This is a genomic window from Olleya marilimosa CAM030 (assembly GCF_000518485.1).
Lineage (GTDB): Bacteria > Bacteroidota > Bacteroidia > Flavobacteriales > Flavobacteriaceae > Olleya > Olleya marilimosa.
In genome coordinates this window covers 82,711-108,338 of the sequence record NZ_JADR01000008.1, presented here as the reverse complement: position 1 = coordinate 108,338, position 25,628 = coordinate 82,711, and the positions used below count along the sequence as shown (strand labels likewise).

General features: G+C 31.9%; 21 protein-coding genes and 1 tRNA gene. 8 read left to right on the top strand and 14 right to left on the bottom strand.

The features are described 5' to 3' along the window. Window positions 1-221: 221 nt before the first annotated feature. From M890_RS0110555 to M890_RS0110525, 7 genes are all read right to left on the bottom strand, one after another. Window positions 222-294, bottom strand: a tRNA-Met gene (locus M890_RS0110555). A 120-nt stretch (window positions 295-414) separates the two neighbouring features. Then, the gene (locus tag M890_RS0110550; protein WP_028283511.1) at window positions 415-597 is read right to left on the bottom strand and encodes a CPXCG motif-containing cysteine-rich protein; all 183 of its coding nucleotides are present in this window, start codon (window positions 595-597) and stop codon (window positions 415-417) included. A 77-nt stretch (window positions 598-674) separates the two neighbouring features. Next, window positions 675-1,490 carry a leucine-rich repeat domain-containing protein gene (locus M890_RS0110545; protein WP_028283510.1) on the bottom strand — a complete coding sequence of 272 codons (816 nt, stop codon included), beginning with the start codon at window positions 1,488-1,490 and terminating at the stop codon, window positions 675-677. Between the two features lie 185 nt (window positions 1,491-1,675). Further along, window positions 1,676-2,992, bottom strand: coding sequence for a TolC family protein (locus M890_RS0110540; RefSeq protein WP_028283509.1), 1,317 nt, complete (start codon window positions 2,990-2,992; stop codon window positions 1,676-1,678). Continuing rightward, on the bottom strand, window positions 2,982-6,179 hold the full coding sequence (locus M890_RS0110535; protein ID WP_028283508.1) for an efflux RND transporter permease subunit: 3,198 nt from the start codon (window positions 6,177-6,179) through the stop codon (window positions 2,982-2,984). The genes M890_RS0110540 and M890_RS0110535 overlap by 11 nt, the downstream gene beginning before the upstream one ends. Beyond that, window positions 6,179-7,315: an efflux RND transporter periplasmic adaptor subunit gene (locus tag M890_RS0110530; RefSeq protein WP_028283507.1), complete on the bottom strand. Its 1,137-nt coding sequence runs from the start codon at window positions 7,313-7,315 to the stop codon at window positions 6,179-6,181. Before M890_RS0110530 ends, M890_RS0110535 begins: the two co-directional genes overlap by 1 nt. Window positions 7,316-7,395: 80 nt before the next feature. Continuing rightward, window positions 7,396-9,300, bottom strand: a complete 1,905-nt coding sequence (locus M890_RS0110525) for an ABC-F family ATP-binding cassette domain-containing protein (protein WP_028283506.1) — start codon at window positions 9,298-9,300, stop codon at window positions 7,396-7,398. A 109-nt stretch (window positions 9,301-9,409) separates the two neighbouring features. Between M890_RS0110525 and M890_RS0110520 the strand changes: the two genes are divergently transcribed. Beyond that, window positions 9,410-9,817 carry a DUF983 domain-containing protein gene (locus tag M890_RS0110520; protein WP_036597435.1) on the top strand — a complete coding sequence of 136 codons (408 nt, stop codon included), beginning with the start codon at window positions 9,410-9,412 and terminating at the stop codon, window positions 9,815-9,817. Here M890_RS0110520 and M890_RS0110515 read toward each other — a convergent pair. The 7 genes from M890_RS0110515 to topA form a co-directional block, all read right to left on the bottom strand. Next, window positions 9,814-10,854: an NAD(P)/FAD-dependent oxidoreductase gene (locus M890_RS0110515; RefSeq protein ID WP_028283504.1), complete on the bottom strand. Its 1,041-nt coding sequence runs from the start codon at window positions 10,852-10,854 to the stop codon at window positions 9,814-9,816. The two genes, M890_RS0110520 and M890_RS0110515, sit on opposite strands and share 4 nt — an antisense overlap. A 105-nt stretch (window positions 10,855-10,959) precedes the next feature. Then, window positions 10,960-11,859, bottom strand: a complete 900-nt coding sequence (porN, locus tag M890_RS0110510; protein WP_028283503.1) for a type IX secretion system ring subunit PorN/GldN — start codon at window positions 11,857-11,859, stop codon at window positions 10,960-10,962. Window positions 11,860-11,902: 43 nt separating this feature from the next. Beyond that, window positions 11,903-13,468, bottom strand: a complete 1,566-nt coding sequence (gene porM, locus M890_RS0110505; RefSeq protein ID WP_028283502.1) for a type IX secretion system motor protein PorM/GldM — start codon at window positions 13,466-13,468, stop codon at window positions 11,903-11,905. A gap of 48 nt (window positions 13,469-13,516) precedes the next feature. After that, window positions 13,517-14,149 (bottom strand): type IX secretion system motor protein PorL/GldL, encoded by a 633-nt coding sequence (gene porL / locus M890_RS0110500; RefSeq protein ID WP_028283501.1) that lies wholly within the window; start codon window positions 14,147-14,149, stop codon window positions 13,517-13,519. Window positions 14,150-14,219: 70 nt separating this feature from the next. Beyond that, window positions 14,220-15,581 (bottom strand): T9SS ring complex lipoprotein PorK/GldK, encoded by a 1,362-nt coding sequence (gene porK / locus M890_RS0110495; RefSeq protein ID WP_051437508.1) that lies wholly within the window; start codon window positions 15,579-15,581, stop codon window positions 14,220-14,222. A 169-nt stretch (window positions 15,582-15,750) separates the two neighbouring features. Continuing rightward, window positions 15,751-16,917 carry a formimidoylglutamase gene (locus M890_RS0110490; protein WP_028283499.1) on the bottom strand — a complete coding sequence of 389 codons (1,167 nt, stop codon included), beginning with the start codon at window positions 16,915-16,917 and terminating at the stop codon, window positions 15,751-15,753. 9 nt (window positions 16,918-16,926) lie between these two features. After that, the gene (topA, locus tag M890_RS0110485) at window positions 16,927-19,455 is read right to left on the bottom strand and encodes a type I DNA topoisomerase (protein ID WP_028283498.1); all 2,529 of its coding nucleotides are present in this window, start codon (window positions 19,453-19,455) and stop codon (window positions 16,927-16,929) included. Window positions 19,456-19,610: 155 nt separating this feature from the next. Here topA and miaB point away from each other — a divergent pair, with 155 nt between their 5' ends. From miaB to M890_RS0110450, 7 genes are all read left to right on the top strand, one after another. Further along, entirely contained in the window at window positions 19,611-21,056 is a 1,446-nt protein-coding gene (gene miaB / locus M890_RS0110480; protein ID WP_028283497.1) for a tRNA (N6-isopentenyl adenosine(37)-C2)-methylthiotransferase MiaB, read from the top strand. A 26-nt stretch (window positions 21,057-21,082) separates the two neighbouring features. Continuing rightward, window positions 21,083-22,009: a hypothetical protein gene (locus tag M890_RS0110475; RefSeq protein WP_028283496.1), complete on the top strand. Its 927-nt coding sequence runs from the start codon at window positions 21,083-21,085 to the stop codon at window positions 22,007-22,009. 9 nt (window positions 22,010-22,018) lie between these two features. Next, entirely contained in the window at window positions 22,019-23,287 is a 1,269-nt protein-coding gene (locus M890_RS0110470; RefSeq protein WP_028283495.1) for a sigma-54-dependent transcriptional regulator, read from the top strand. Window positions 23,288-23,317: 30 nt separating this feature from the next. Continuing rightward, window positions 23,318-23,824 (top strand): LptE family protein, encoded by a 507-nt coding sequence (locus tag M890_RS0110465; RefSeq protein WP_028283494.1) that lies wholly within the window; start codon window positions 23,318-23,320, stop codon window positions 23,822-23,824. 4 nt (window positions 23,825-23,828) lie between these two features. Continuing rightward, window positions 23,829-24,776, top strand: a complete 948-nt coding sequence (locus M890_RS0110460; protein WP_028283493.1) for a DUF8458 domain-containing protein — start codon at window positions 23,829-23,831, stop codon at window positions 24,774-24,776. A gap of 13 nt (window positions 24,777-24,789) precedes the next feature. Beyond that, window positions 24,790-25,146: a preprotein translocase subunit SecG gene (gene secG, locus M890_RS0110455; RefSeq protein ID WP_028283492.1), complete on the top strand. Its 357-nt coding sequence runs from the start codon at window positions 24,790-24,792 to the stop codon at window positions 25,144-25,146. A 142-nt stretch (window positions 25,147-25,288) separates the two neighbouring features. After that, entirely contained in the window at window positions 25,289-25,567 is a 279-nt protein-coding gene (locus tag M890_RS0110450; RefSeq protein ID WP_028283491.1) for a co-chaperone GroES, read from the top strand. Window positions 25,568-25,628 lie beyond the last annotated feature (61 nt).

The following is a 25,628-nucleotide window of genomic DNA, read 5'->3' as shown; positions in this document are numbered from 1 at the left end:
ATTGAAGCCATTATGAAAAACTGACAGAAATTTTGAATAACGACTCCATAATCTTCAATTCTTGCAGAAAAATGTAGTTCAAATTTGATTTCACATACTAAATGAAATCAATCTAAATCAAATACTATAAGGTCTAAGATAAACAGCCAAATTCTGTACTTATTCTGTACTGTGTGAAATAAAAAAGCCTTTCAATTTCTTGAAAGGCTTGGTTTTACTAGTAGCGGGAACTGGACTCGAACCAGTGACCTTCGGGTTATGAGCCCGACGAGCTACCTACTGCTCTATCCCGCGATTTATATTCCTAAATGATTACCTTAGCTTTTAACTTTCGATTCATAATGTCGACGTAATCGTTTCGGACTGCAAATATACAACCCTTTTTGCATATTACAAGCATTATTTAAACTTTTTTTATTGCTCTATATTAAGCGCTTCAAAACCAACAAGTTCAGCTTCCTCAAATTGAGGAGATACTTGAATCGGGTTACAACACACCTCACAATCCTCTACATAAGTTTGCTTAGTTACACTTGGATCTAATAACATGGATATGGTTTCCCAACAGTATGGACATTGAAAATAGTGCTCAAACATAACTTACTTTTTATCAAAAATAAAAATAGCCAACCAAAGGTTGACTATTTTAAATATATTTTAACAGCTATTTACTCTTACTCTTGATTTAAAACAACTTCCGAGTCTTCTAAAAATAATGACATTTTATTTGGTGAGTCATCTACTACTGTTAAATAATCGTTGTTTAATAAATTATCACTTACCATAACTAATTTTAAGTTTGATAATTGTGATAACTCAAATGGTAAAGTACCTGATAATTTATTACTTGATAATACTAATTCTTCTAGATTAGATAATTCTACAATACTTTCAGGAATTTGACCTTCTAATTGATTATCTAATAAGCTTAATTTTTTTAAAGATTTTAAGTTACTAATATCAAAAGGTATTGTTCCACTTAAAAAGTTACTTCCTAACTCTAAGTTGCGTAATTTAGTTAGACTTGTAATTGACTGTGGAATTTCTCCGGTAAATTGATTACTATATAGTGCTAAAGATTCTAAATTTGAAAGGTTACCAATCCAATTAGGAATTTGGCCATCAAATTGATTTAAAAACAATTGTAAAGAGTACAAGTTTTGCATGCTAGACATTGTTTCTGGCAAATCTCCAGTTAATTTATTAAAACTTAAATTTAATACTTGTAAGTTGCTTAATTGTGCAATCTCTGATGGTATAGATCCTTTAAGATTATTGAAAGATAAATTTAAACTAACAACTTTAGAATCAATTATAGTTACACCATGCCAAGTATCAATAGAAGCTTCAAGATCCCAAGTGTTATTCCACTCTGGTCCATTTGTGTTATTGTAAAGTGCAATTAAAGCTTCTTTTTCAGAATTTGATACACTTGCGAATGCTACACAAGCAAAAAGAAACATCAGTAAAGTTAATTTTATCGTTTTCATGTTAATGATTTAGGATTAACTACATCAAACTTAACACAAAAGAGGTTAAATGACAAATTATTTCGATTAAATGCAACAAACATTAACATTTAATTTGTCTTTTAGCACTGTTTTACCCAATTACTGCTCTTTTAATTATAGAAACAGAGTATTAAATAATTTATAAACCACTGAAAATAAAAAACTTAAAACTGAACATTTAACAGCTCTCCACTTAATTGAAGCAATTGCAACTCTGCTAATTTTGCATCGTATTTTGCTTGATTTCTGCTTAATTCTGCATTTAACAGATTAAGTTGTGCTTGTCTAAATTCAATTGAATTTACTTGACCAATTTTAAATTGTTCTTTTGTTCGCTCAAAATTATTTTCTGAGGTCATAATATTTTGTTGCTGGATGTTATAAATATTTAATTTATTGTAAAAATTCTCCCAAGCATTTTCAAAATCACGCTCAATACCAATTAATATATTTTCTTTTTCTAATTGTTGTGATTCTAAATTAACTTTTGCGTTTTTTACTCTAGTAATTGTTCCGCCTCCATCAAACAAATTCCAAGTTAAATTTAAACCACCTGATAAACCTGTATTAGTACTAACTGCAACAAAAGACGCTGCATTATTATTGTTTTTATTCCATCCATAAGTACCATTTAATCCAACTGTTGGAAGGTAACCTGATTTACTTGATTTAATATCTAATTGGCTTATTGCAATATTTTTTTCTGTTTGAAGCAGGGCTACGTTTCTAGTTTTAGCTTTATTAAATAAACTGTCTTTTTGAAACTTTAAAGTAAAGTCAACCTCTGTACTAACGGAAAAATCAGTCCCTAAGGTATTACCCAGTACTACATTTAAATCACGTTTGGCATTTTTTAATTGTTGTGCTGCAGATATAATATTAATACTATCATTATTTATATCTACTTCGGCATTTAAAACACCAAGTTTAGTATTTTGACCATAATCAAATTGGTATTGCGCACGTACCAATCTATCCTTAGACACATTTAAGGTTTCTGACAAAGCATCTAGATTTTCTGTTAGTTGTGCTACATTATAATAAATAGAAAATAACTGAGTAATCGTATTCTCTATCGTTTCTCTAGCTTGCAAATCTGATAATTGGTACTGCTCTTTTAAACTTTTATAATTGTAACGTCTACCCAATCCATCAAATAATGTATAGTTTAAACTTACTGAAGCATTATACCTGTCACTCTCTGCTCCATTTAAAACTGTTGATGTACCGTTTGAAAATTCAGCTTCAGTGTTATCTAAATTATAAGTTGCTCCTGCATTACCTGTAAGCGTAGGCAAGAAACCTGAATTTAAAATACTTGTATTATTTTCGGCAACTCTTACAGCGTTATTCGCTATTTTAATTCCGTAGTTATTTTCTAAAGCTAATTTTACAGCTTGTTCTTGTGTTAAAATATCCTGCGCTTTACCAATGGTAACACAACAAAATATTGCTATAATTAGATTGTAATTAATACTCATTTTCTTCATTTTGTTCTTTAATAGCACGTTCAACTTCTTCTTTAGTCACCTCATTACCTGTAAACAACCATTTTGCTTTTTGTTTAAAAGTATTACTAAAAGATAAAAATAAAGGCAACACTAGTAAGGTTAAAATTGTTGCATAGGCAATACCAAAAGATATAGAGATTGCCATTGGTTTTAAGAATTGTGCTTGTCTACTTTTTTCTAATAATAATGGAGCAAGACCAGCAATCGTTGTCAAGGAGGTTAGAAAAATGGCTCTAAAACGTGATTTTCCAGCTTCAGAAATTGCTAAATCAAAAGACATACCTTCCTTTAAATTACTATTAAATTTACCTATTAATACCAATCCATCATTTACCATAATACCAATTAATGCAATAATACCTAGTAGTGATAATATATTTACTGGAAACCCTAATATCCAGTGTCCCCAAGCTACTGCTGTTAAACTAAATGGAATTAATAATATTAATAATATAGGTTGACTGTAGCTTCTAAAAGTAAAAGCGATAGTAATATAGATTAGCAGTAAAATTGGTATTCCTGCTTGCCATAAAGAACTTTTTAACTTAGTTGCTTCCCTCTTTTGTCCTTCAAATGAAGCTGTAATTGTTGGATATTTAGATTGCAATTGCGGAATAAAATTATTTTTAATATCATCTAAAATATCTGTATTACTTGTACTAGGATCTTTTAAATCTGCAGATACTCTAATTTCTCTTAAACCTTCTAAGTGATTAATTGCGACATCTCCTCTTTCAATTGTATAACTAGCAATATCTTTTAAATTAACACGCTCACCTGATGGTGTTAAAATACGCATATCATCTAAATCGTTAATCGAATTTCTGTTTGGTCTATCATACCTAACCCAAACTCTAATCTCATCTTGTCCACGCTGAAAACGTTGTGCTTGCACACCAAAAAATCCAGAACGTACCTGAGTCATGACTGTACGTAAATCTAACCCTAAAAGATAAGCACTTTCTTTAAGTTGCAATCTTATTTCTTTAATACCAGCTGGATCATTATCCTCGATATCCTTAAGTAGCGGATTGGTTTCTAAATAGTTTTTCATTTCTATTTTAGACGCTTTAAGCTCTTCAATATTATTACCTAGCAATGATACAGATACTGGACTACCACCAAAGTTTCCTCCTGATCCAAATATTAAACGTTCTGTACCAACAACAGGTCCAACTAATTCTCTTAATCTATTAGCTACCATTGACGCTTTAATGGCGTCTGGACGTTCTTCTCCTGGAAGCATATTTAATTTTAAAGATGCACTAGAACTGCTATTTAAAGTCAATATTGTGTTTTCAAATAATTGTTTATCTGTACCTTTTAAATACTTTTCTGATAGCTCTTGATTAACTATAAATGATTTTTCTTCTATCATAGACATAATAGAATCTGTCACCTTAACATTTGTTCCGTTAGGCATTTCTAGCTGAATCGTAACTGTATCACTAGCAATGCTTGGAAACAGAGTTACACCTATAATACCTCCTCCAATGGATCCAAAAGTTAAAATTAAGAGACCTACAAAAATCCCTAGTGACAATATTTTAAATTGAAGTACAAAGTCTAAAGTTGGTGCATATATTTTATCTCTTAAAAAAGACATCAATTTATCTCCTGCTTTGTTAATAAACCTCATTTTACCAAAAAATTGTTTGATTCTTGATGGGTTTTCTTCTTCAATATGTGGTCTTAAAGCTTTTGAATGTGCTAAGTGAGCTGGTAGTATTATTAGTGCTTCTACCAATGATACTACTAAGGTTAATATAACTATGACGGAAACTTCACCAAAAAACTCTCCAATCCTACTATCTAAAAATAAGAATAACGAGAAGGCTAATAGTGTTGTTATAATTGCTGAAACCACAGGAGGAATTACTTCCATTGTCCCATCAATAGCTGCTTGGATTGGCGTCTTACCTTTTTCGTAATGTTGATAAATATTTTCTGCAATAACAATACCATCATCTACTAAAATACCAATAACAATAATCATCCCAAATAATGACAAAACATTAATGGTAACATCAAATTGTCCTGCAAAAATAAACATTCCTAAAAATGAAATTGGTAACCCAAAGGCTACCCAAAAAGCTAGTCTTGTATTTAAAAATAGCGATAGAAATACTAATACCAAAATCATTCCGACAATAGCATTTTCTGTAAGCAACTCTGTACGCTGATTTAATGTAATAGATAAATCTCTTACAATATTTAATTGTGCATTATTATGTTTTTGGTTGTAAGCCTGGATATAATCTTTTACCTTATCTGCAGAGCTTATTAAGTCTTCGTTATTTGTACTTGTTACAGTAATATTAACTGCTAATTGTTGATTAAAGTAGGTTGCATTTGGTGTTTCAGAAAAACGATCTCTGATAACAGCAACATCCTTTAAACGTACTACTTTACCATCTGCTGAAGCTTTTACAATAATGTTAGACATCTCGTCTCCATAATATTGTTTATTGTTAGCTCTAATCAGATACTCCTCTGCATCAGTTTTTATATTACCACCTGTTACTAATATATTAGATGTTGATACTGCATTGGCAACATCACTAAATGTTATATTATACGCCAATAAACTACCTTCATTTACTGCTATTTCAATTTCTTCTTCTGGATAACCAGACACTTCAATTTGCGAAATACCATCAATAGCACGTAAATCATTTTCTACTTGACGACCTAATTGTTTTAATGTGGCTAACGGAATGTCTTTTCCGCTTAAAGCGAAAGAAATAGTTTGACGGACTTCTTCCTGTTTAGATACCACTAAAGGCTCCATACCTGTTGGAAAAGTTGGCACTCTGTCCACTGCATTTTTAACCTCAAGCAGCATAAAGTCAAGGTTTTCACCTTTTTCAATCTCGACAGTAATGGTTCCGCTATTTTCTCTAGACACAGAGGTGACACGATCAACCCCTTTTAGTCCTTTTAAATTTTCTTCGATTTGAAGCACAATACCTTCTTCAATTTCTTGAGGAGATGCTCCAGGATACGCTATACTAACGTTGATAATTTTTGACTCCACTAAAGGAAAAAACGAAGACTTTAAAGACGAATATCCTAGAATACCAAAAACAACAAATGCTAAAATAAAGACATTAACTGCTACGTGATATTTTATAAAATAAGTTATTATTTTTCTCATTATTCAGCGCTATTGTTATTGGTATTGTTTTCAACAAATGGCTGGACTAACATTCCTGCATAAGCACCAGGAACAGGTCGTTTTAATATAACGGTTCCGTTAGGTACGTCTTTTAAAACCACTTTAGTGTCAGAAAAATGTATTGGCTTAGCTGGCATAACGTCTAACAAGCTGTCTTTTATTACAAAGATTTCTTGATTATCCGTCAGCAGGTTTCTATCAATTTCGATAGCATTTTCTATACTTTTAGCATTTAAATTTGCTTCTAAATACATACCTTCTTTAAGGTTACTATTTTCAACTTCAATAAAAGCAGTTACTGTTTGAGTGTTAGCATCGATACTACCATTAACACGAGATACTTTACCTGTATAAGATTCTGTTTTATCTAAATTAGTTAAACTAACAGTTTCGCCAACTTTTAAGATATTTGCAAAGCTCTTGCTAATAGCGACTTGCATCTCATAAACTGAAGGATTAATAAACTCTCCTAATTTTTGACCGTTTCTAATTAAAGATCCCTCAGTAACTAAAGCCTCAGTCAAAATCCCATTAAAAGGTGCAGATATTGTGTACTTAGATAAGCGTTGTTCTAAGTTTTTTACATTGTAATAATTTGTAATTATACCACGTCCAGTAATAAAGTAGTTTTCTTTATCTGACGTTATTTCTGGTAATTTTGGTGTGGTTTTATTTAAGTCAAAACTGCTTAAGTAAGTTTGCCATTTTTGAAACACATCCGGAAAATCTAGACGTAAATCTGGCATTATTGCAGCAATCGAATTGTACAAATTACTTTTTGAAGATTGAACACTAGCATAATACTCTGCAGCATCAACACGAATTAACGTTTGTCCCTTACGATAGTTTTGACCTGGTTTAAACAAGTAACTACCATTACGAAATATACCTTGTACTTCCGAGTAAAGCTCTACACGTTGCTTTGCTGTTAAGTTACCATTTGCTGGTATAACAATAGGTATGGTTGTATTATTTACCGTATCGGTAAATACGGTTTTGATAACTTTTGCTGCTATAGGCTTTGGTTTGTTTTTATTATCTATTAATGATTTAGAAATAAATACTGTAGCAATAATAAATAAAACACCTAAAATGGATAATATAATGTTGCGCATGCGGTTGGTTTTGATGATATGACCGCAAAATTAGCCTTTAGTTTAAACGCAAAACGTTAAAAAAAACCTAAAAGAAATTATTAAAAAGCCTCTAATTGCAATGTTATATCCTCCCAATCTTGCATAAGTTTTGCTAATTGGTCTTTTTTAGCCTGATAATTTTCGAAAAAGTTAGGTTTTGCAACGGTTTCATCATAATTATTAGCTAATTCTGTATCTATAGCTTTAATATCCTTTTCTAACTGACTAATTTTAGACTCGCAATTACTTAACTTATTATTTAAAGACTTGATTTTTTTCTGGTCTTCGTAGGTTTGTTTTGGTGTTTCTTTAGGTTGACTTTTAACAACGGTTCTTTTTTCTACTTCACGTAAATTTTCAACATTACGTTGTTCTAGATAGTAGTCGACATCACCTAAATACTTTTTAATGTTTCCATCTTTAAATTCAAAAACAGTATTAGTTAATCCTTTTAAAAAGTCCCTATCGTGAGACACTAGTATTAAAGTACCTTCAAAACGTTGTAAGGCATCTTTTAAAACGTTTTTAGATTTAATGTCCAAGTGGTTAGTAGGCTCATCCATTATTAGCACATTAAATGGCTGCAACATTAATTTAGCTAAAGCTAATCTATTACGCTCTCCTCCAGATAATACTCTAACATATTTTTCTGCTTCTTCACCTCTAAATAAAAATGATCCTAAAATATCACGAACTTTACTTCTATTAGTTTCGTTTGCAGCATCAATCATAGTATCTAAAACGGTTTTACTACCATCTAAATATTCGGCTTGGTTTTGCGCAAAGTATCCTATTTGTACATTGTGACCTAATTTAAGATGGCCTTCATGCTTTAAATCTCCAACCAAAATCTTAGCTAAAGTAGATTTTCCTTGGCCATTTTGCCCAACAAAAGCAGTTTTAACATCACGTTCTATTAACAAATCAACACCTGTTAATACTTGATTATCACCATAACTTTTTGAAACATTATTAGCTTCGACCACAACTTTACCTGGTGTTATTGATACCGGAAAATTTAAAGTCATTACACTATTGTCATCTTCATCTACCTCTATACGATCAATTTTATCTAGCTTTTTCATTAAAGATTGAGCCATAGTTGCTTTGCTAGCTTTGGCTCTAAACTTTTCAATTAACTTTTCAGTTTGTTCTATTTGTTTTTGTTGATTTTTTTGAGACGCTAACTGCTGTGTTCTAATTTCTTCTCGTAGTACTAAATATTGAGTATAAGGTTTTGGATAATCATAGATACGCCCTAAAGAAATCTCGATAGTACGATTAGTAACATTATCTAAAAACATTTTATCATGCGATACAATTGCGACAGCTCCTGGATAATTTTTTAAAAATCCTTCTAACCAAATAATAGACTCAATATCCAAGTGGTTGGTAGGCTCATCCAAAAGTAGCACATCATTATTTTGCAATAATAATTTAGCTAGCTCAATACGCATACGCCATCCACCAGAAAAGGTATCTGTTAATTTATTAAAGTCTTCACGTTTAAACCCTAATCCTTGTAATATTTTTTCAGTTTCACCTTGATAGTTATAACCTCCTAAAATTTCATATTGATGTTGTATGTCACTTAATTCAACCATAAAATCATGGTAAGCATCACTTTCGTAATCAGTACGTTCGGCTAATTGTGTGTTAATATGTTCTATTTTGGCTTCAATCTCTTTAATTTCTGTGAAAGCTTGGTAAGATTCCTCTAAAACAGTTCTTCCTAAAACAAAATCTATATCTTGTTTTAAAAATCCAATTTTAAGGGTTTTATCTGCTGCAATTTGACCAGAATCTGGTTCTAATTCCTTTGACAAAATCTTAAGCATGGTAGACTTACCAGCTCCATTTTTACCTATAAGTCCTACTCTATCTCCATTTCCTAATTTAAATGTGATATCTTCAAAAAGGTATTCTCCTTGAAATGAAATGGATAAATTATGAATATTTAGCATGAATTGTGACTTATGTTACTTAATGTTGAAAGAATAAAACTTAATTTTGTGATGGAAGTTTTAAAAACTTCAACACACATTTTTTGAATTGCAAAAGTACACAATTATTATGTTTAAAAAAGGCTCTAAATTATACTCTATTTTTACTGGCTCTTGTCCAAAGTGTCATCAAGAATCTATGTATACTAATCCAAACCCATATGTGCTAAATAAACTATTTAGTATGCATGAACGTTGTAAACATTGTAATACAAAATATCAAATAGAACCATCGTTTTTTTATGGATCTATGTATGTAAGTTATGGTGTTGGGATAGCTTTTGCTGTTGCTGCTTTTGTAATAAGTTACTTATTTTTAGGCAGCACACTTAACACTGCTTTTATTGCAATTATTGTAGCGCTAATTGTCTTTTACCCTGTTATAGTTAGGTTATCAAGAAATATTTGGATTAATATTTTTATGAGTTATGACAAAAGTTTAGCTGAAAAATCAGCTACCAAAAATAACGCTATTTAGTAAAACCTACTGCAATCAATCTCTGCATCAATTGCTACATTGTTTTCAATAAAATCATATAATTGATTAGCAACGTATGGTGCAATCATAACGCCTCGAGACCCTAAGCCATTAAAAATATACATGTTTTTAAACGTTTGATGTCTACCAACTAATGGTTTTCTGTCCTTAACTGTAGGTCTGACACCTGCGACTTGTGTTAATACCTCAAAATCACATTTGATAAAGGTTTTAAGCTTATCTAAAAGCATATCTCTAGCTTCAGATGTAATAGTGTTGGTTTTATCTTTTTGTTCGTACGTTGAACCAACACGATAGTTGTGATTACCTAAAGGAATAACAAATACACTTGATTTAAGTACATAATCTAATTTTAAATCTGGTGCTTGGATGGTTAATAATTGACCCTTTGTGCCACCTAATGGAAGATTATTGAAATAAGGGTTTTGTTTTAAACCGAAACCTTCAGCAAAAACAATATGTTTAGCATTTATATTTTTATAAATGACACAATCATGACCTATTGATAATGCATCATAATCAAAAGATTCTTCTATTAAACAATTTTTAGTTTTTAAATCAGCACGATATTTTTCAACCAATAATTTAGTATCTAAACGTCCCGTACTTAATACTTCACCCAACTTAAACTGTGCATCAATTTTTGGGTTATTATTATCGATTAACGTGGTATTTAAAAAAGGTTTTAAACCAACTTTATCAGATGCCTCAAACCAATTATTTTGCTCTTCTAAAGAAGTAAAACGACGTCTGACAGGAATTTTATAATCTAAAGTGACATCATACTCCTTTTCAAGTTTATTGTAAACAGGTAATGCTGTTTGTAACTGTTCTTCACTTTTCCATACAGGAGTAAATCTTTTTAAAGTTACGGGATTGTATAATCCACCTGCTACTATTGAAGATTGCTGTGAACTATCCTCAAAAACTACAAACGATTTATTTTTTGCTTTAAGCTTTTCACTAAACGCAACACCAGCTAAGCCACAACCTACAATTATATAATCTACTTTCATACCACAAAAATAGAATATCTATTTGAATAATATAAGAACATATAAAAACAAAAAAAACGTTCACTTTTCAGTGAACGTTTTTTAAATATGATTAAATCTAACTATTTAGTAAGACCACATGTCTAACTCAAAGTTTCTGATTTTTTCTTTTATTCTTTCAGATTCTAATAATTGCATTAATGAATTTTCAGCAATATACTCTTCAACCTTACGATCTCCAAATACATTTTCTTCCTTGAAAATGATACCACTAAAACGACGTGCGTTTAAGATATGGTCAAAAGAGAAAGGCATTGCACTGTTTTTTGCATTAAACGCTTTAGCTTCATGTAAAACGTTACGTGCATCTGGATAGAAAATCCAGAATAAAGGAATAGGCTCTTTATTTGCCTCGTCATTAGAATTAACATAGTTAACATCTGGTGCAGCAGGCGCTATACCTAATAGTCTATATTTTAATTCACCTTGACGCTTATCAAAATACCACATACCTTTAATTAAGTAAGCAGAAACATCGTAAGACGAAATAGTAGTTGTAGTAATATATTCTGGATCTACATAACCATCAGCATTTAACTGATCGTATCCAATATCCATAGTATCTACAGCTGTTCTAATTTGAGCTAACTCTTTTTTAGTACGTTTTCCGGTAAAATAAGAATCGTTATAAACGTTTTCAATTTCACCTTCATCAATTGCTTTAGTAAGTACATCAAATAAAGAACGTCTGTCGCTTCCAATGTTATTTGTATCTACTGGGTAGTACAGAGGAAAGTTAACACGTTCATCTAATACAACTTTCTCCCAGGTCATTTTAGCAAACATAACATCTCTATCATCAACATAACCGTATTCTAGAGGCTTATCGTTATCTAACGCTTTTTGTTCATCTGTTCTAACACCAATCTCTTTTGGAGATTTAGCATTAAGAATATTAGATTGCGCATTGATTTGTGCGGTAAATGCTACACCAAATACGACTGCTAATAAAGATTTGTAATTCATCTGAAAATTGTTTTTATAATTTTTAATTAATCAAATATTTTGATTAGTTAGCTAATTCAATTGCTATTGGACTTGCTGGTTTAATTCTAACGCTTGAATTAGCTTTAGATTTAATATCAAATATTTGTACTGCATCACCTCTTCTTGCTTTTCTTAAGGCAGCCTTAGCTGTTCCATTAAGTTTGTTACCGTTTACGTTAACAGTAGCTTGACCAGGTACTTTAAATTTAAATGATGTCACTGTTAAAGGTAGATCAAAATCAAAGTCAGATAATTCTGCTTTAATAGTACCAATTTCAATGTTATTTCTTGGTAAACCACCTTCAGATTGACCTGCTATAGTACCTGTTGGTTTAGGAATATCTTTTATTCTAAACACAGCTCTATCTGTCGCAGTTGATCCATCATCAAGCTTAGCTGTTACATTAATAGTAACTTCTTTACCTGTTCCTGGATTCATTGAGTATTTTCCAACACCACTAGCTTTAGACAATCCTGAACCTGAAGCATTTACTTTGTTATCAGGTACACCTGCAAATGAAATTGTCATTGGGTTAGATACACCTCTATAAACAACATTCATTTTGTCAGCTGAAATAGTTGCTGAATTTGGTCTAGGTACTACTACGTAGTTTCCAATAATAGGAATTTCTAATTCCTTACCATCTTCTTTGAAAGTAAATTTACCATCAATTTCATGCTCTCCTACATTACCAACATTAAAATCTAATGTTGCTGCTCCGGTTGAATCGATTGCTTTAGATAAATCAACTTCTTTTCCTGCTACACTCATTTTAGTTGGAGCAACGTTAGCATATTTACCTAAAACTACTTTTCCTTGAAATTTCTCTCCTGCAAAAAACGCAGACTTATCTGCTAATACTATAGCTGTATAGTTTTTTAATGATGTTGCATTACTTACAAGGTTACCTAAAAATCCATTGTAGATGTTAGTTTCTGTAGCTTTTACATCATTTTGCATAGCTGTTAACTTAGTGTAAGATGCTATTGCTGGAAATCCTTGGAAGTGATAATCTAACCATTTTTTCTCAACACCATCGTTATCTTTAACTGGTGCAGTACTAAAACGATCTTCAAAACTTTGAACTACAGGTTGCCATTTACCTTCTTTAGGCAAAACAGCTTTAATATCAGCTTTATACTTTTCTATTCTGTCTAAAACTTCTTGGCCTCTTTTAGTTAATCTGTCTCCAGTAAACCAAAGTTCGTCAAGTTTATCTCCCTTATCCATTTCTTCGTAAGGTAAATCTCCATTTTCTTCTAACTCGTAACCTCCATTCTTAACGATATCGTTAGCTTTAACTGTTCCTAAAAACTTATAAAAATCATCAGATATTGCGCTAATTTGGTTTGCTAATTTGTTTGCAGATTCAAATTCTTCAGGCTTTTCTTCAGCTTGTGTTTTTAACTGCGTTAAAATACCATTATTTGATGCTATAGCTAACTCATTAGCTCTATCAAATTTCTTATCCATTAACCCGAATGCAGATAGCACTTCTTTTGACATAGTCATTGCAATCATTGCAATAAATACTAAGTACATCAAGTTAATCATCTTTTGTCTTGCGGACTGTTTTCCTCCTGCCATTTCTAATTAGTTTATTATTTATTAATATTAGTTGATATTAATCACTAATTAGTTTTTGTTCATTGCAGATAACATACCACCATATACTCCGTTTAAAGAAGATAAGTTAGATGCTAAAGATTGCATTTGCTCTTTTAATTTAGTTGCATTTTCAACAGCTTCTTCGTTGATTGAAGCTTGACGACTTGCACTTTCCATTTGTACTTTATAAAGACTATTTAAAGACTCCATTTGTGCAGCAGCTAATGACATTTCTTCACCATATTTTTTAGTTGCAGCTATAGAATCTACTGTTGGAGAAATTCCTTTTGCAGCACCTTCAAAGTTTTTGATACTTTGTCCTAAACTACTCATTAATTCACCATCAATTTTAGCTTCTTTTAATAAGTTATCTAATTTTTTAGATAATAATCCTTCTGCATCTTTTGGCTCTTCTTTAGCAGCTTTTTTAGTAGTTGCTTGTCCTCCTGCTAATTCAGGATATACTAATGACCAATCTAATTCTCCTCCTTGCTTCTCAAAAGCAGATAAAGTAAATACGATTGCTTCAACAATCATCCCTATTGTTAAAATTAGAGATCCATAAGGCCAGTGTTGTATTTTAAATAAAGCTCCAATAATTACAATTGCTGCTCCAATACCATAAACCATATTCATTGTTGATAATTTCTTTTGTGCCATAATTTCTAAGTTTTTTTAGTTGTTAAGTTTTAGTTGTTAATTTTAGTTGTTTAGTTAAGTGTGTTTAATCTTATTGTCTTGCGTTAGCAGTTATATCTGTTCCCATGTAATCTTGCACAGTTCTGAAACCAATATAGCTTCTTGCTGAATCTGCATATTCGTAGTCTCTTGAACTAACTTGTAGGTAATATGCAACATCTTTCCAAGAACCACCACGAACAACTTTACGTTTGTTACTTGGATCGTTTACACTTGGATTAATTGTTGAAGCATATTCATATGAAGATGGATCGTAAGATGAGTCAACCCATTCTGATACATTTCCAGCCATATTATATAAGTTAAAGTCGTTAGGCTCATAAGCATCAGCTTCTACTGTATATAATGATTGGTCTGCTGCGTAATCACCACGTAATGGTTTAAAGTTAGCCATAAAACATCCTCTATCATTTTTAGCATAAGGTCCTCCCCAAGGGAAAGTTGCAGCTTGAAGACCTCCTCTTGCAGCATATTCCCACTGTGCTTCTGATGGTAATCTATAACGCGCTACGTTATGCATTTTTCTTTTTCTTCTTGAGTCGTTGTGATATTTAGTTCTCCACTCACAAAATGCTTTAGCTTGTTGCCAAGACACTCCAACCACTGGATAGTCACTATATGCATCATGCCAAAAGTAATCGTTGTGCATAGGCTCATTATAAGAATATGCAAAATCTCTAATCCATGATGTAGTATCAGGATAGATTTCTACTTCTTCTCTAACTATAACATCTTTACGACGTAAGTTTTTATTTTTTGCTGCTTTAGCAATATCCATATAAGTGTATTGGAACTTAAATTTAGTAACATCCCAAGTACGTTGTCCATTATAAGACTCTTCTAAAGGTAAATACATGGTATCCATAACCTCTACGTAATACTCGTCTGGATAATCTGCTGTATCAAAAATTAAATCTACATCGTGATTTAATTTTCTACCTTCATATCCTGTTTCCCCTAGACCACTATAGTTATCTAGCATGTACTTCTCATATGCCGAAGAGTTAGTTGTATCTGCATCTTTAAAAGCAAATTCTCCAATTCCGCCATCAGCTTGAGTCATACCAACCTCATCAGCTAAAATTGCCAATTTAGTACGGATTGTAGAATCTCTTACCCATTCTACGAATTGACGATACTCACTATTTGTGATTTCCGTTTCATCCATATAGAAAGATGCAACAGTTACTGTTTTTGCAGGTGCATCTTGGATTCCAGCTAAATCATCATCTGCTTTACCCATAATAAAAGCTCCACCAGGAACTAATGTCATACCATAAGGTTTTTCTGGGTGCCATTTTTTTCCTTTGGCACCAACAAGCTGACCCTTATCTTTTGATCCACAACTTACTAATAGTGCGAAAACCGCTGTTAATAATACAAACTTCTTCATATTCATTGAAAACTCGAGGTTAATTTTATACTCTTAAATTTTTTAAGAGCGTAAACATATTTATATATTTTTTAAAAAACAACTTTTTCGATAAAAAAAAATACATTTCATCGTAAAAATTTAACATTTAAACGATATTAATTGTCGTTTATCTGTTCGTCTATATCGATTACACGCTATTTTTTTGATATGCCTTATACCAACGCTCTGGTATTTTGTCATTACAAGCATCTAGATAGTCTTGATGCGTGCATGGTAATAACGTGTGTTTTTTTAATTTATTATTAACATTTGCTAAAAATGGTATTTCTATCCACCAACGTCCTGTTTTTGTACTCTTATAAAAAATTAATTCGTGAGACTCGGCTAAAGTAATGAATTTTTGATGATTATCATCATTAGAAAAATCATCATCTTTAACTCTGCAATTTACTCCTTCTATAAAATACCATATCATTTGAGAAATTAGCATGGATGTAATGTCGTCATCTTGAGATGGTTTATACTCGTAAATACCGAACGAAGACACCTTATTACTAATACCAGCATACCTTGCTACTGTACAAATCTCTTTACCATCTAATCCGTTAGGTGATACTTTTTGTTTTTGACTTACCTCTGATGCTTTTAACACACCTAAGTCCACTGTAACTATATTAGCATCACGCATGACTGGCTCAACAAGAGTAAGGTCATTTGATATTTCTCCTAAACGATAGGGTTCAAAATACAAACGCTCCATTAGATCAATCTCTTCTTGACTATTAAAGTAAGTTTGATATCCAATTATGGCGTAATTAAAAAGATTGTAAGGTTCGTCTAAAATAATTTTTCCGACGAAGCTAGTATTTTTTATTGGTTTAGAAGAATCTCCTAAATCAAAAGATTTATCAACATTTACAATGTTAACCATTGGCATTAAACTATCATAAGCACGATAGTTAACGTAGGACAAATCTTGACTACCACCTATTATTATTGGGATAATCTTATTTTCTATTAAAATAGTTAGTGTTTCTTTTAATGCAAAATAGGTGTCCTCAACGGTATCTCCTTTTTGAATATCTCCAATATCTGCAATCGACGAACTCCAACTTCCAGGGTATAAAGTGTAGAATGATTTTCTAATTTCGTTTAAATTAAAATCTTCTCCAATGTAATTAACATCGTTTCGATTTTCTAGCACTCCTAAGATTACAATTTTTACATCATCTAAATCAGGCAGTCCATGCTGTTCTGAATGAATTTTAATTTTTTGACCTAAACTTAATGGCGATAATAATTGATTATGCGCTAAAACAGTGTCTGGGACTGGAGTAAGAAAATTAAAATTCATTATGTAATACTATTTCTTTTTAGCTGTTGTTTTTTTCTTAGTAGTTGTTTTTTTCTTTGCAGGTGCTTTCTTTTTAGCTGCTACCTTCTTTTTAGGCGCTTTCTTTTCAATCATATCCTTAACCTCGTCCAAAGTTAAAGCTGCAGCATCTACAGTCTTAGGAAGCTCTATTTTAATTTTACCCTTTAAGATATTATGTCTTCCCCAACGTGCTTTTTCTACACGTATGCCTTCTTCTTCCCAATTATGAACAACTTTATCAATTTCTTTTTGAATTTTAGCATCAACTAATTCTTCAATTTCTTCAGTGGTTAAGTTATCCCAATCGTATTTTTTATTGACATTAATAAATAAACCATTCCATTTAATGAAAGGTCCAAAACGTCCTTTTCCTTTTGTGACTCCGTGTCCTTTATAATTATACACAGGAGCGTCTGCAATTTCTTTTTCTTTAATAAGTTCTATTGCATCTTCAATCTCTATATTTAATGGGTCTTGACCAGGAGCTAAGGATACAAATTTATCGCCATATTTTACATAAGGACCAAAACGACCATTATTGACTTCTACAGCTTCGTCTTCATATTTACCTAAAGTTCTTGGCAATTTAAATAAATCCATTGCTTCTTCATAGGTAATACTTCCTAATTGTTGATCTGGACTTAAACTTGCAAATGTTGGTTTTTCTTCGTCATCTACAGTTCCCATTTGTACCATTGGTCCAAACTTACCTAAACGTACACTAACTTGTTTTCCTGTTTTAGGATCTTTACCTAAAATACGTTCTCCGGATTCTCTATCTGCATTTTCTTGTACATCTATTACTACTGGATGAAATTTCTTGTAGAAAGTTTTCATCATTTTTTTCCAGTCTTCTTTACCTTCAGCAATATCATCAAATTGACTTTCTACTTTAGCTGTAAAGTTATAGTCCAAAATACTTTGAAAATGATTAACTAGAAAGTCTGTAACTATCATACCAATATCTGTTGGCACAAGCTTACCTTTATCTGAACCTACTTTTTCAGTTAACGTATTGTCTTTTACATTTCCTTCTTCTAACATTAATTGTGTATACTCACGCTCTACACCTTCAATAGTTCCTTTCTCCACGTAATTTCTATTTTGAATAGTAGAAATTGTTGGCGCATAAGTAGATGGACGACCAATACCTAACTCTTCTAATTTTTTAACCAAAGAAGCCTCAGTATATCTATATGGCGCACGACTATAACGCTCAGTTGCTGATATGTATTTATTAAGTAGTGTCTCGTTAGTTTTCATTGCTGGAAGCATGCCTTCTTGCTCTAAATCTTCATCATCAGTACCTTCAAGATATACTTTTAAAAACCCATCAAATTTAATCACCTCTCCATTAGCTGTAAAGGTTTGGTCATGTGTATCTGCTTCAATTTTTACATTGGTACGTTCTAATTGTGCTTCACTCATTTGAGATGCAATTGCACGTTTCCAAATTAAATCATATAAGCGTGCTTGATCATAATCAATATCAACGCTGTGTGTTTTAAAATCTGTTGGTCTAATCGCTTCGTGAGCCTCTTGAGCGCCTTTAGATTTACCTTTAAAGTTACGTTCTTTAGCATATTCTTTACCATATGCTGCAACAATTTCTTTTTCGGCACCTTTTCTAGCTTCATCAGATAAGTTAACACTATCTGTTCTCATATAGGTAATCAAACCGGCTTCGTACAAACGTTGCGCCATAGTCATAGTCTTACTAACAGAAAAGTATAATTTACGTGACGCTTCTTGTTGTAAGGTTGATGTTGTAAATGGTGCTGCTGGAGATTTTTTTGCTGGCTTTTTAGTTAAATCAGCGACTTTAAAATTAGCAGCTGCATTACTTTCTAAAAAGTCAAAAGCTTCTTTTTTTGTTGAAAATGTTTTAGGAAGCTTAGCTTTAAAAGATTGTCCTGCTTCGTTTGAAAACTCAGCATCAATTCTGTAAGACGCTTCTGGCTTAAAATCTTGTATTTCGCGTTCACGCTCTACAATTAATCTAACAGATACTGATTGTACACGACCTGCAGATAAGCCTCCTTTTACTTTTCGCCATAAAACTGGAGACAACTCGTAACCTACTATTCTATCTAATACACGACGTGCTTGTTGCGCATCTACTAAATCATAATCTATTTGTCTTGGATTTTCAACTGCTTTTTGAATAGCAGTTTTTGTAATCTCATGAAAAACGATTCGTTTTGTTTTTTCTTTATCCAAGTTTAAAGACTCGGCTAAATGCCAAGCAATTGCTTCTCCTTCCCTATCTTCATCACTTGCTAGCCAAACCATTTCGGCTTTTTTAGCTAAATCTTTTAATTTTTTAACTAATGCTTTTTTATCTGAAGACACTTCGTATTTTGGATCAAAATCTCCCTCTACATCTACTCCCAATTCCTTAGATGGTAAGTCAGCAATATGCCCAAAACTGGATTCGACTTTAAAGTCTTTTCCTAAAAATTTCTCTATTGTTTTTGCTTTTGCTGGTGACTCTACTATTACTAAATTCTTCGCCATTCTTCGATTTTTGTGAGTGCAAAGGTATATCAAAAAAAATTTATCTTCCTAATTTTATAACTTTTAGCTAAAATTAAAGGTCTGTCAGATTGTCATAATTTTAAAATAATCCTATCTTTGCGTGCTTATTGGAGATGAGTGATTTCAATATATTTATGGAAAAGACAATAGACGAAAACAAACAAGGAGAGACATTAGTTATCCCTCAAAAAAAAGAGAACACCAAAAAACTTTTTATTGAAAGTTATGGTTGTTCTATGAATTTTAGTGATAGCGAAATTGTTGCCTCTATCCTTAATAAAGAAGGGTTTAATACAACACAAAATCTAGAGGAAGCAGATTTAGTATTAGTAAACACTTGCTCTATACGTGATAAAGCAGAACAAACAGTACGCAAACGCTTACAAAAATATAATGCCATTAAAAGAGACGTAAACCCAAAAATGAAAGTGGGTGTATTAGGTTGTATGGCAGAACGTTTAAAAAGTAAATTTTTAGAAGAGGAAAAAATAGTTGATCTAGTTGTAGGACCAGATGCCTATAAAGATTTACCAAACTTAATTGCAGAAGTAGATGAAGGTCGTGACGCTATAAACGTAATCCTTTCTAAAGAAGAAACTTATGGAGACATAAGTCCTGTTAGATTAAACAGTAATGGTGTTACTGCATTTGTATCTATAACAAGAGGATGTGATAATATGTGTACGTTTTGTGTCGTTCCTTTTACAAGAGGAAGAGAACGCAGTCGTGACCCACAAAGTATTATTGAAGAAGTAAATGACCTTTGGAACAAGGGTTACAAAGAAATTACTTTATTAGGTCAAAATGTTGACAGCTACCTTTGGTATGGAGGCGGAATGAAAAAAGATTTTGATAAAGCTTCTGATATTGAAAAAGCGACTGCAACAGATTTTGCTAAGTTGTTAGAGCTATGTGCAAAAGCACAACCTAAAATGCGAATTAGATTTAGTACCTCTAATCCACAAGACATGCATCTTGAGGTTATTGAGACTATGGCTAAATATGATAATATATGCAATCATATACATTTACCTGTCCAAAGCGGAAGTAATCGTATTTTAAAAGCAATGAATCGCTTACACACAAGAGAGGAATATTTTACATTAATAGATAATATTAAAAGAATAATTCCAAATTGTTCGATAAGTCAAGATATGATTTCAGGTTTCCCAACAGAAACAGAACAAGACCATCAGGACACTTTAAGTTTAATGGAATATGTCAAATACAATTTTGGATATATGTTTACCTATTCTGAGCGTCCTGGGACTTTAGCCGAACGTAAATTTGAAGACGATGTGCCTGAAGAAACTAAAAGTAGACGTCTAAGAGAAATCATTGCTTTACAATTAATACATAGTGAGTTTAGAACCAGAGAGTTTTTAAATACAACCGTAGAAGTATTAGTTGAAAGAGAATCTAAAAAATCAAACCAAGAATGGTCTGGTCGTACACAACAAAACATAGTCGTTGTTTTTCCAAAAGAAAACTATAAAATTGGAGATTTTGTCAACGTTATTGTAACAGATTGTACAAAAGCAACACTTATTGGTAAAGCTGTTAGTAACGCAAACAATTAATCGTATTTACATTATAATTACCCATTATGAAAAAAATAATTATACTACTAGTAACATTAAGCTTTTTAACCTCTTGCCAAAATGAGCCTTTAGAAGGATTTACTTTTGACGACACAATTACTGGCGAGCCTGACCCAACAGATGGATCAGACAGTAACGATTTACAATTATCAAACTACACTTGGGATGTTGATACCGAAGTACCTTTTTTAGGTCCAATTACCATTAATACAGACTTTACATTTAATACTAATAATAAAGTGTCTGACCTAGATGTAGAAACAGTTGCATTTGGCTTTCCTATTGTTGCCAACGGAACATTAACCAGAGACGCTTCTGGAAACATTATTACAGTAAAAAACTTTGAAGGTTCTACACAAATTAACCAAACAAACATTAGTTATTCATCAGACAACAACGTTACTCAAATTGCATATGATGACTTTGAAGACGATACAGAGGACTACACCTACAACTTTACTACATCTGGTAATGTAACAACAAAAACACAAGCAGGTAATCCTGTTGAAACACAATACAAAACAGATGCCTCAGGAAGGTTAATTGAAAAAATATCGTTTGAAGATGGTATAAGTATTCAACAAGAATTTTTAACTTATGATGATAACGGAAATTGTATTTCTGTGTTATCATCTGGAGAAAATAATAATAGTACAACTTACGGTTATGACAATTTTATCAACCCTTTAAAAAATGGGTTTAGTGACCAATATTGGTTAGCTATTTTAGATGATGATTATACTGAAGAGGCTGGACCAACAATAGTCCAATTTCATAGCACAAACAATTGGAACTCTGTTACTGCAGACGGAAACACAGTCACTTTTATGATGACTTATAATACTGCAAACCGAATTACAAGTAGAAATGGAGTATTTTCTTTGGATGGCATAAGTTTAGTACAAGAAGAAACTTTTAATTATACCAACTAAAAAGTCTAAATGGAATCAATACAATCAATAAAACAACGTTTCGGAATTATTGGAAATAGCCCAACATTAAATCGTGCTATTGAAAAAGCAATTCAAGTCGCTCCAACAGATATTTCTGTTTTAGTAACTGGAGAAAGTGGTGTTGGAAAAGAGAGTATTCCAAAAATAATTCATCAATTATCGCATCGTAAACACGGTAAATATATTGCAGTTAACTGTGGTGCAATTCCAGAAGGAACTATAGACAGTGAGCTTTTTGGTCATGAAAAAGGAGCCTTTACAGGAGCAACAGCTACTAGAAGTGGTTATTTTGAAGTTGCAGATGGTGGAACCATCTTTTTAGATGAAGTAGGAGAATTACCATTAACTACGCAAGTACGTTTACTAAGAGTATTAGAAAATGGTGAGTTTATAAAAGTAGGATCTAGTAAAGTCCAAAAAACCAATGTTAGGATTGTTGCTGCTACAAACGTTAATATGTTTGATGCCATTAAAAAAGAAAAATTTAGAGAAGACCTTTTTTACCGTTTAAGTACTGTAGATATCAATCTTCCTCCTTTAAGAGAACGACAAGAAGACATCCATATACTGTTCCGAAAATTTGCTAGTGATTTTGCATTAAAATATAAAATGCCAACCATTAAATTAACGGACGACGCCATTAGTTTATTGTTAAAATATCGCTGGAGCGGAAACATAAGACAACTACGTAATGTTGCAGAACAAGTCTCTGTCTTAGAACAAAACAGAACCATAACCGCTCAAGTTTTACACAGTTATTTACCAAGCGGAAACAACCTTCCTGCAGTAATAAACACCTCTAAATCCGAAGGTGATTTTAGTAGTGAACGCGAAATTTTATACAAAGTTTTATTTGACATGAAAGCCGATTTAAATGACTTAAAAAAGCTAACCATGGAATTAATGAAAACTGGTAACGCTAAAGATGTTCAAAAAAATAACGAAACTCTAATTCAAAAAATTTATGGTGAGAATGAAAGTGAAGCTGAATTTGATGAACATGTAGAAGACATGGAAGTTTTATCAATCTCTCAAAACTCTGGACTATCAAACACTAATCCTATTGATAGCGCACAAGACAAGTATCATTTTGCCGAAGAAATTGAAGAAGAAGAAACCTTGTCATTACATGACAAAGAATTGGAATTAATAAAAAAATCCTTAGAGCGTCATAACGGAAAACGTAAGCTAGCAGCAGAAGAGTTAGGTATTAGCGAGCGTACACTTTATCGTAAAATCAAACAATTTGATTTATAATCTAACGTTTTATAGAGAAACACTAATAAAATGAAACCACTTAAATATTTTTTACTACTAACCATAATGGCAACCTTTTTGGGTTGTGGAGCATACTCATTTACTGGTGTGCAAGATTTAGGAGATGCAAAAACCTTTCAGGTTAATTATTTTCAAAATAATGCAGCATTAGTAGAGCCTGGATTAGAAAGAGATTTTACCATAGCCTTACAAGACTTAATATTAAACCAAACCAATTTAAGCCTAGTAAACTCAAACGGAGATTTGGTGTACGAAGGAGAAATTACCGAATACCGTATTTCTCCAACCACTGCAACAGCCAACAGTACTGCTGCACAAAACAGACTAACTATTGGTGTAAATGTTAGATATTATAATAAAAAGGATGACGAAAATGATTTTGAAAAAAAATTCTCTTTTTACTATGATTATACTGGTAGCGAGTTATTATCAGGCGCCATCAAAACCACTGCTTTTGAAGAAATTTTTGAACGTCTAACACAAGATATTTTTAACGCCTCACTTGCAAATTGGTAAACAAATGACTAGCCACGAATTATCTAAAATATTACAACAACCCCATTTAATAAGTGCTGAGCAAACAGACTTATTAGATAGTATTATTAAAGAGTTTCCTTATTTTCAATCGGCTAGAGCAATTCACCTAAAAGGATTAAAAAACAAAGAAAGCTTTAAGTACAATCAAGCACTAAAAACCACAGCAGCCTACACGACTGACAGAAGTATTTTATTTGATTTTATTACCTCTGAGTCTTTTAATCAAAACGAAGTTTCAGAATACATAAAACATAATTTAGATTATATAAATAGTTTAGAAGTCGTAACAGAAGATATTTCTGTAAGTAACAAAACTAATTACGATCTGATACTTGATCAACAAATAGAAGACACAAGGCACACCATAAATCCAGAATTGTTTCAGCCAAAAACTGAAAGTGGTAATTTAACAGATGGTAATTCTGATATAACACCATCAGATTCTGACATAAATAAAAAATTAAGCGATTCAGAAACCGCTCAAGCTAAAGACATTTTAAAAATTGGAACACCACTTCAATTTGAAAAATCTGAAAAACATAGTTTTAACGAGTGGTTAAACCTAGCGCAATTCAAGCCTATTAAAAGAGAAACTATTATTGCAGAACAGAACGCTAAATCTGTCGAACCTGAAAACAATAATGATATAAATGACTTAGAACGCGCTAAAAAATTTGAGTTAATTGATAAGTTTATTACTAAAAACCCAAAGCTAGAAGCAAAAAAATCAAACATTACAACGCATAATATAGCCAAAGAACAAATGATTCAACCAGAGTCTTTAATGACAGAAACTTTGGCTCGTATCTATGTAGAACAAAAAAACTATAAAAAAGCGATTCAATCTTATAAAATTTTAAGTTTGAAATATCCAGAAAAAAGTGGTTTCTTTGCAGACCAAATTAAAGCAATAGAAAAATTACAAGAATAAATAACATATTATAATGAGCACATTTGCAATCTTTTTAGTCCTAATCGTGATAGTAGCATTTCTACTAATAGTCGTAATAATGGTACAAAATCCTAAAGGTGGAGGATTATCTTCTTCTTTTGGAGGTGGTGGAACACAACAATTAGGTGGTGTCAAAAAAACAACAGACTTTTTAGACAAAAGTACTTGGACATTAGCAACTATCTTATTAGCATTAATCTTAGCATCTAGCTTAGGTATTGACAGAAATGGAACTGCTGGAGAATCTAAAATTTTAGAAAGCGATAATATAGAGTTACCTACTCCTACTACACCTGCACCAACTGCAGATGAAGCTACAAAAGAAATTACACCAGAAGCTGGAAAATAATCCTGTTTTAAAAACATACTTTAAAATGCCAACTTAATCAGTTGGCATTTTTTGTTTCTGCAAGTTTGTCAGTTGTCTTCTATTGGCACATTTTTAGCTTATTGTTAATCACAAATTTTCTAATTAATTAAACATATATATTATGAGTAAATTAAACATTAAACCACTTGCAGACCGTGTGCTAGTAGAAGCACTTCCTGCCGAAACACAAACAGCTTCTGGTTTATACATACCAGACACAGCTCAAGAAAAACAACATAAAGGAACTATCGTTGCTATAGGAAACGGTAAAAAAGACGAACCTTTAACTGTTAAAGTTGGAGACACAGTACTTTATGGAAAGTATTCTGGATCTGAAATTAAATTAGACGGAAAAGAGTATTTAATGATGCGTGAAGAAGACATTATGGCTATTATCTAATATAGCTTTAGTTTTCAAAACAAAATTTTTACAATTAATCAATCTTATAGTTACTAGATAA

Excerpts from the sequence above, each read along its gene's own strand:
- M890_RS0110550 (WP_028283511.1), bottom strand. The coding sequence starts at position 597 with ATGTTTGAGCACTATTTTCAATGTCCATACTGTTGGGAAACCATATCC.
- M890_RS0110545 (WP_028283510.1), bottom strand. The coding sequence starts at position 1,490 with ATGAAAACGATAAAATTAACTTTACTGATGTTTCTTTTTGCTTGTGTA.
- M890_RS0110540 (WP_028283509.1), bottom strand. The coding sequence starts at position 2,992 with ATGAGTATTAATTACAATCTAATTATAGCAATATTTTGTTGTGTTACC.
- M890_RS0110535 (WP_028283508.1), bottom strand. The coding sequence starts at position 6,179 with ATGAGAAAAATAATAACTTATTTTATAAAATATCACGTAGCAGTTAAT.
- M890_RS0110530 (WP_028283507.1), bottom strand. The coding sequence starts at position 7,315 with ATGCGCAACATTATATTATCCATTTTAGGTGTTTTATTTATTATTGCT.
- M890_RS0110525 (WP_028283506.1), bottom strand. The coding sequence starts at position 9,300 with ATGCTAAATATTCATAATTTATCCATTTCATTTCAAGGAGAATACCTT.
- M890_RS0110520 (WP_036597435.1), top strand. The coding sequence starts at position 9,410 with ATGTTTAAAAAAGGCTCTAAATTATACTCTATTTTTACTGGCTCTTGT.
- M890_RS0110515 (WP_028283504.1), bottom strand. The coding sequence starts at position 10,854 with ATGAAAGTAGATTATATAATTGTAGGTTGTGGCTTAGCTGGTGTTGCG.
- porN (WP_028283503.1), bottom strand. The coding sequence starts at position 11,859 with ATGAATTACAAATCTTTATTAGCAGTCGTATTTGGTGTAGCATTTACC.
- porM (WP_028283502.1), bottom strand. The coding sequence starts at position 13,468 with ATGGCAGGAGGAAAACAGTCCGCAAGACAAAAGATGATTAACTTGATG.
- porL (WP_028283501.1), bottom strand. The coding sequence starts at position 14,149 with ATGGCACAAAAGAAATTATCAACAATGAATATGGTTTATGGTATTGGA.
- porK (WP_051437508.1), bottom strand. The coding sequence starts at position 15,581 with ATGAAGAAGTTTGTATTATTAACAGCGGTTTTCGCACTATTAGTAAGT.
- M890_RS0110490 (WP_028283499.1), bottom strand. The coding sequence starts at position 16,917 with ATGAATTTTAATTTTCTTACTCCAGTCCCAGACACTGTTTTAGCGCAT.
- topA (WP_028283498.1), bottom strand. The coding sequence starts at position 19,455 with ATGGCGAAGAATTTAGTAATAGTAGAGTCACCAGCAAAAGCAAAAACA.
- miaB (WP_028283497.1), top strand. The coding sequence starts at position 19,611 with ATGGAAAAGACAATAGACGAAAACAAACAAGGAGAGACATTAGTTATC.
- M890_RS0110475 (WP_028283496.1), top strand. The coding sequence starts at position 21,083 with ATGAAAAAAATAATTATACTACTAGTAACATTAAGCTTTTTAACCTCT.
- M890_RS0110470 (WP_028283495.1), top strand. The coding sequence starts at position 22,019 with ATGGAATCAATACAATCAATAAAACAACGTTTCGGAATTATTGGAAAT.
- M890_RS0110465 (WP_028283494.1), top strand. The coding sequence starts at position 23,318 with ATGAAACCACTTAAATATTTTTTACTACTAACCATAATGGCAACCTTT.
- M890_RS0110460 (WP_028283493.1), top strand. The coding sequence starts at position 23,829 with ATGACTAGCCACGAATTATCTAAAATATTACAACAACCCCATTTAATA.
- secG (WP_028283492.1), top strand. The coding sequence starts at position 24,790 with ATGAGCACATTTGCAATCTTTTTAGTCCTAATCGTGATAGTAGCATTT.
- M890_RS0110450 (WP_028283491.1), top strand. The coding sequence starts at position 25,289 with ATGAGTAAATTAAACATTAAACCACTTGCAGACCGTGTGCTAGTAGAA.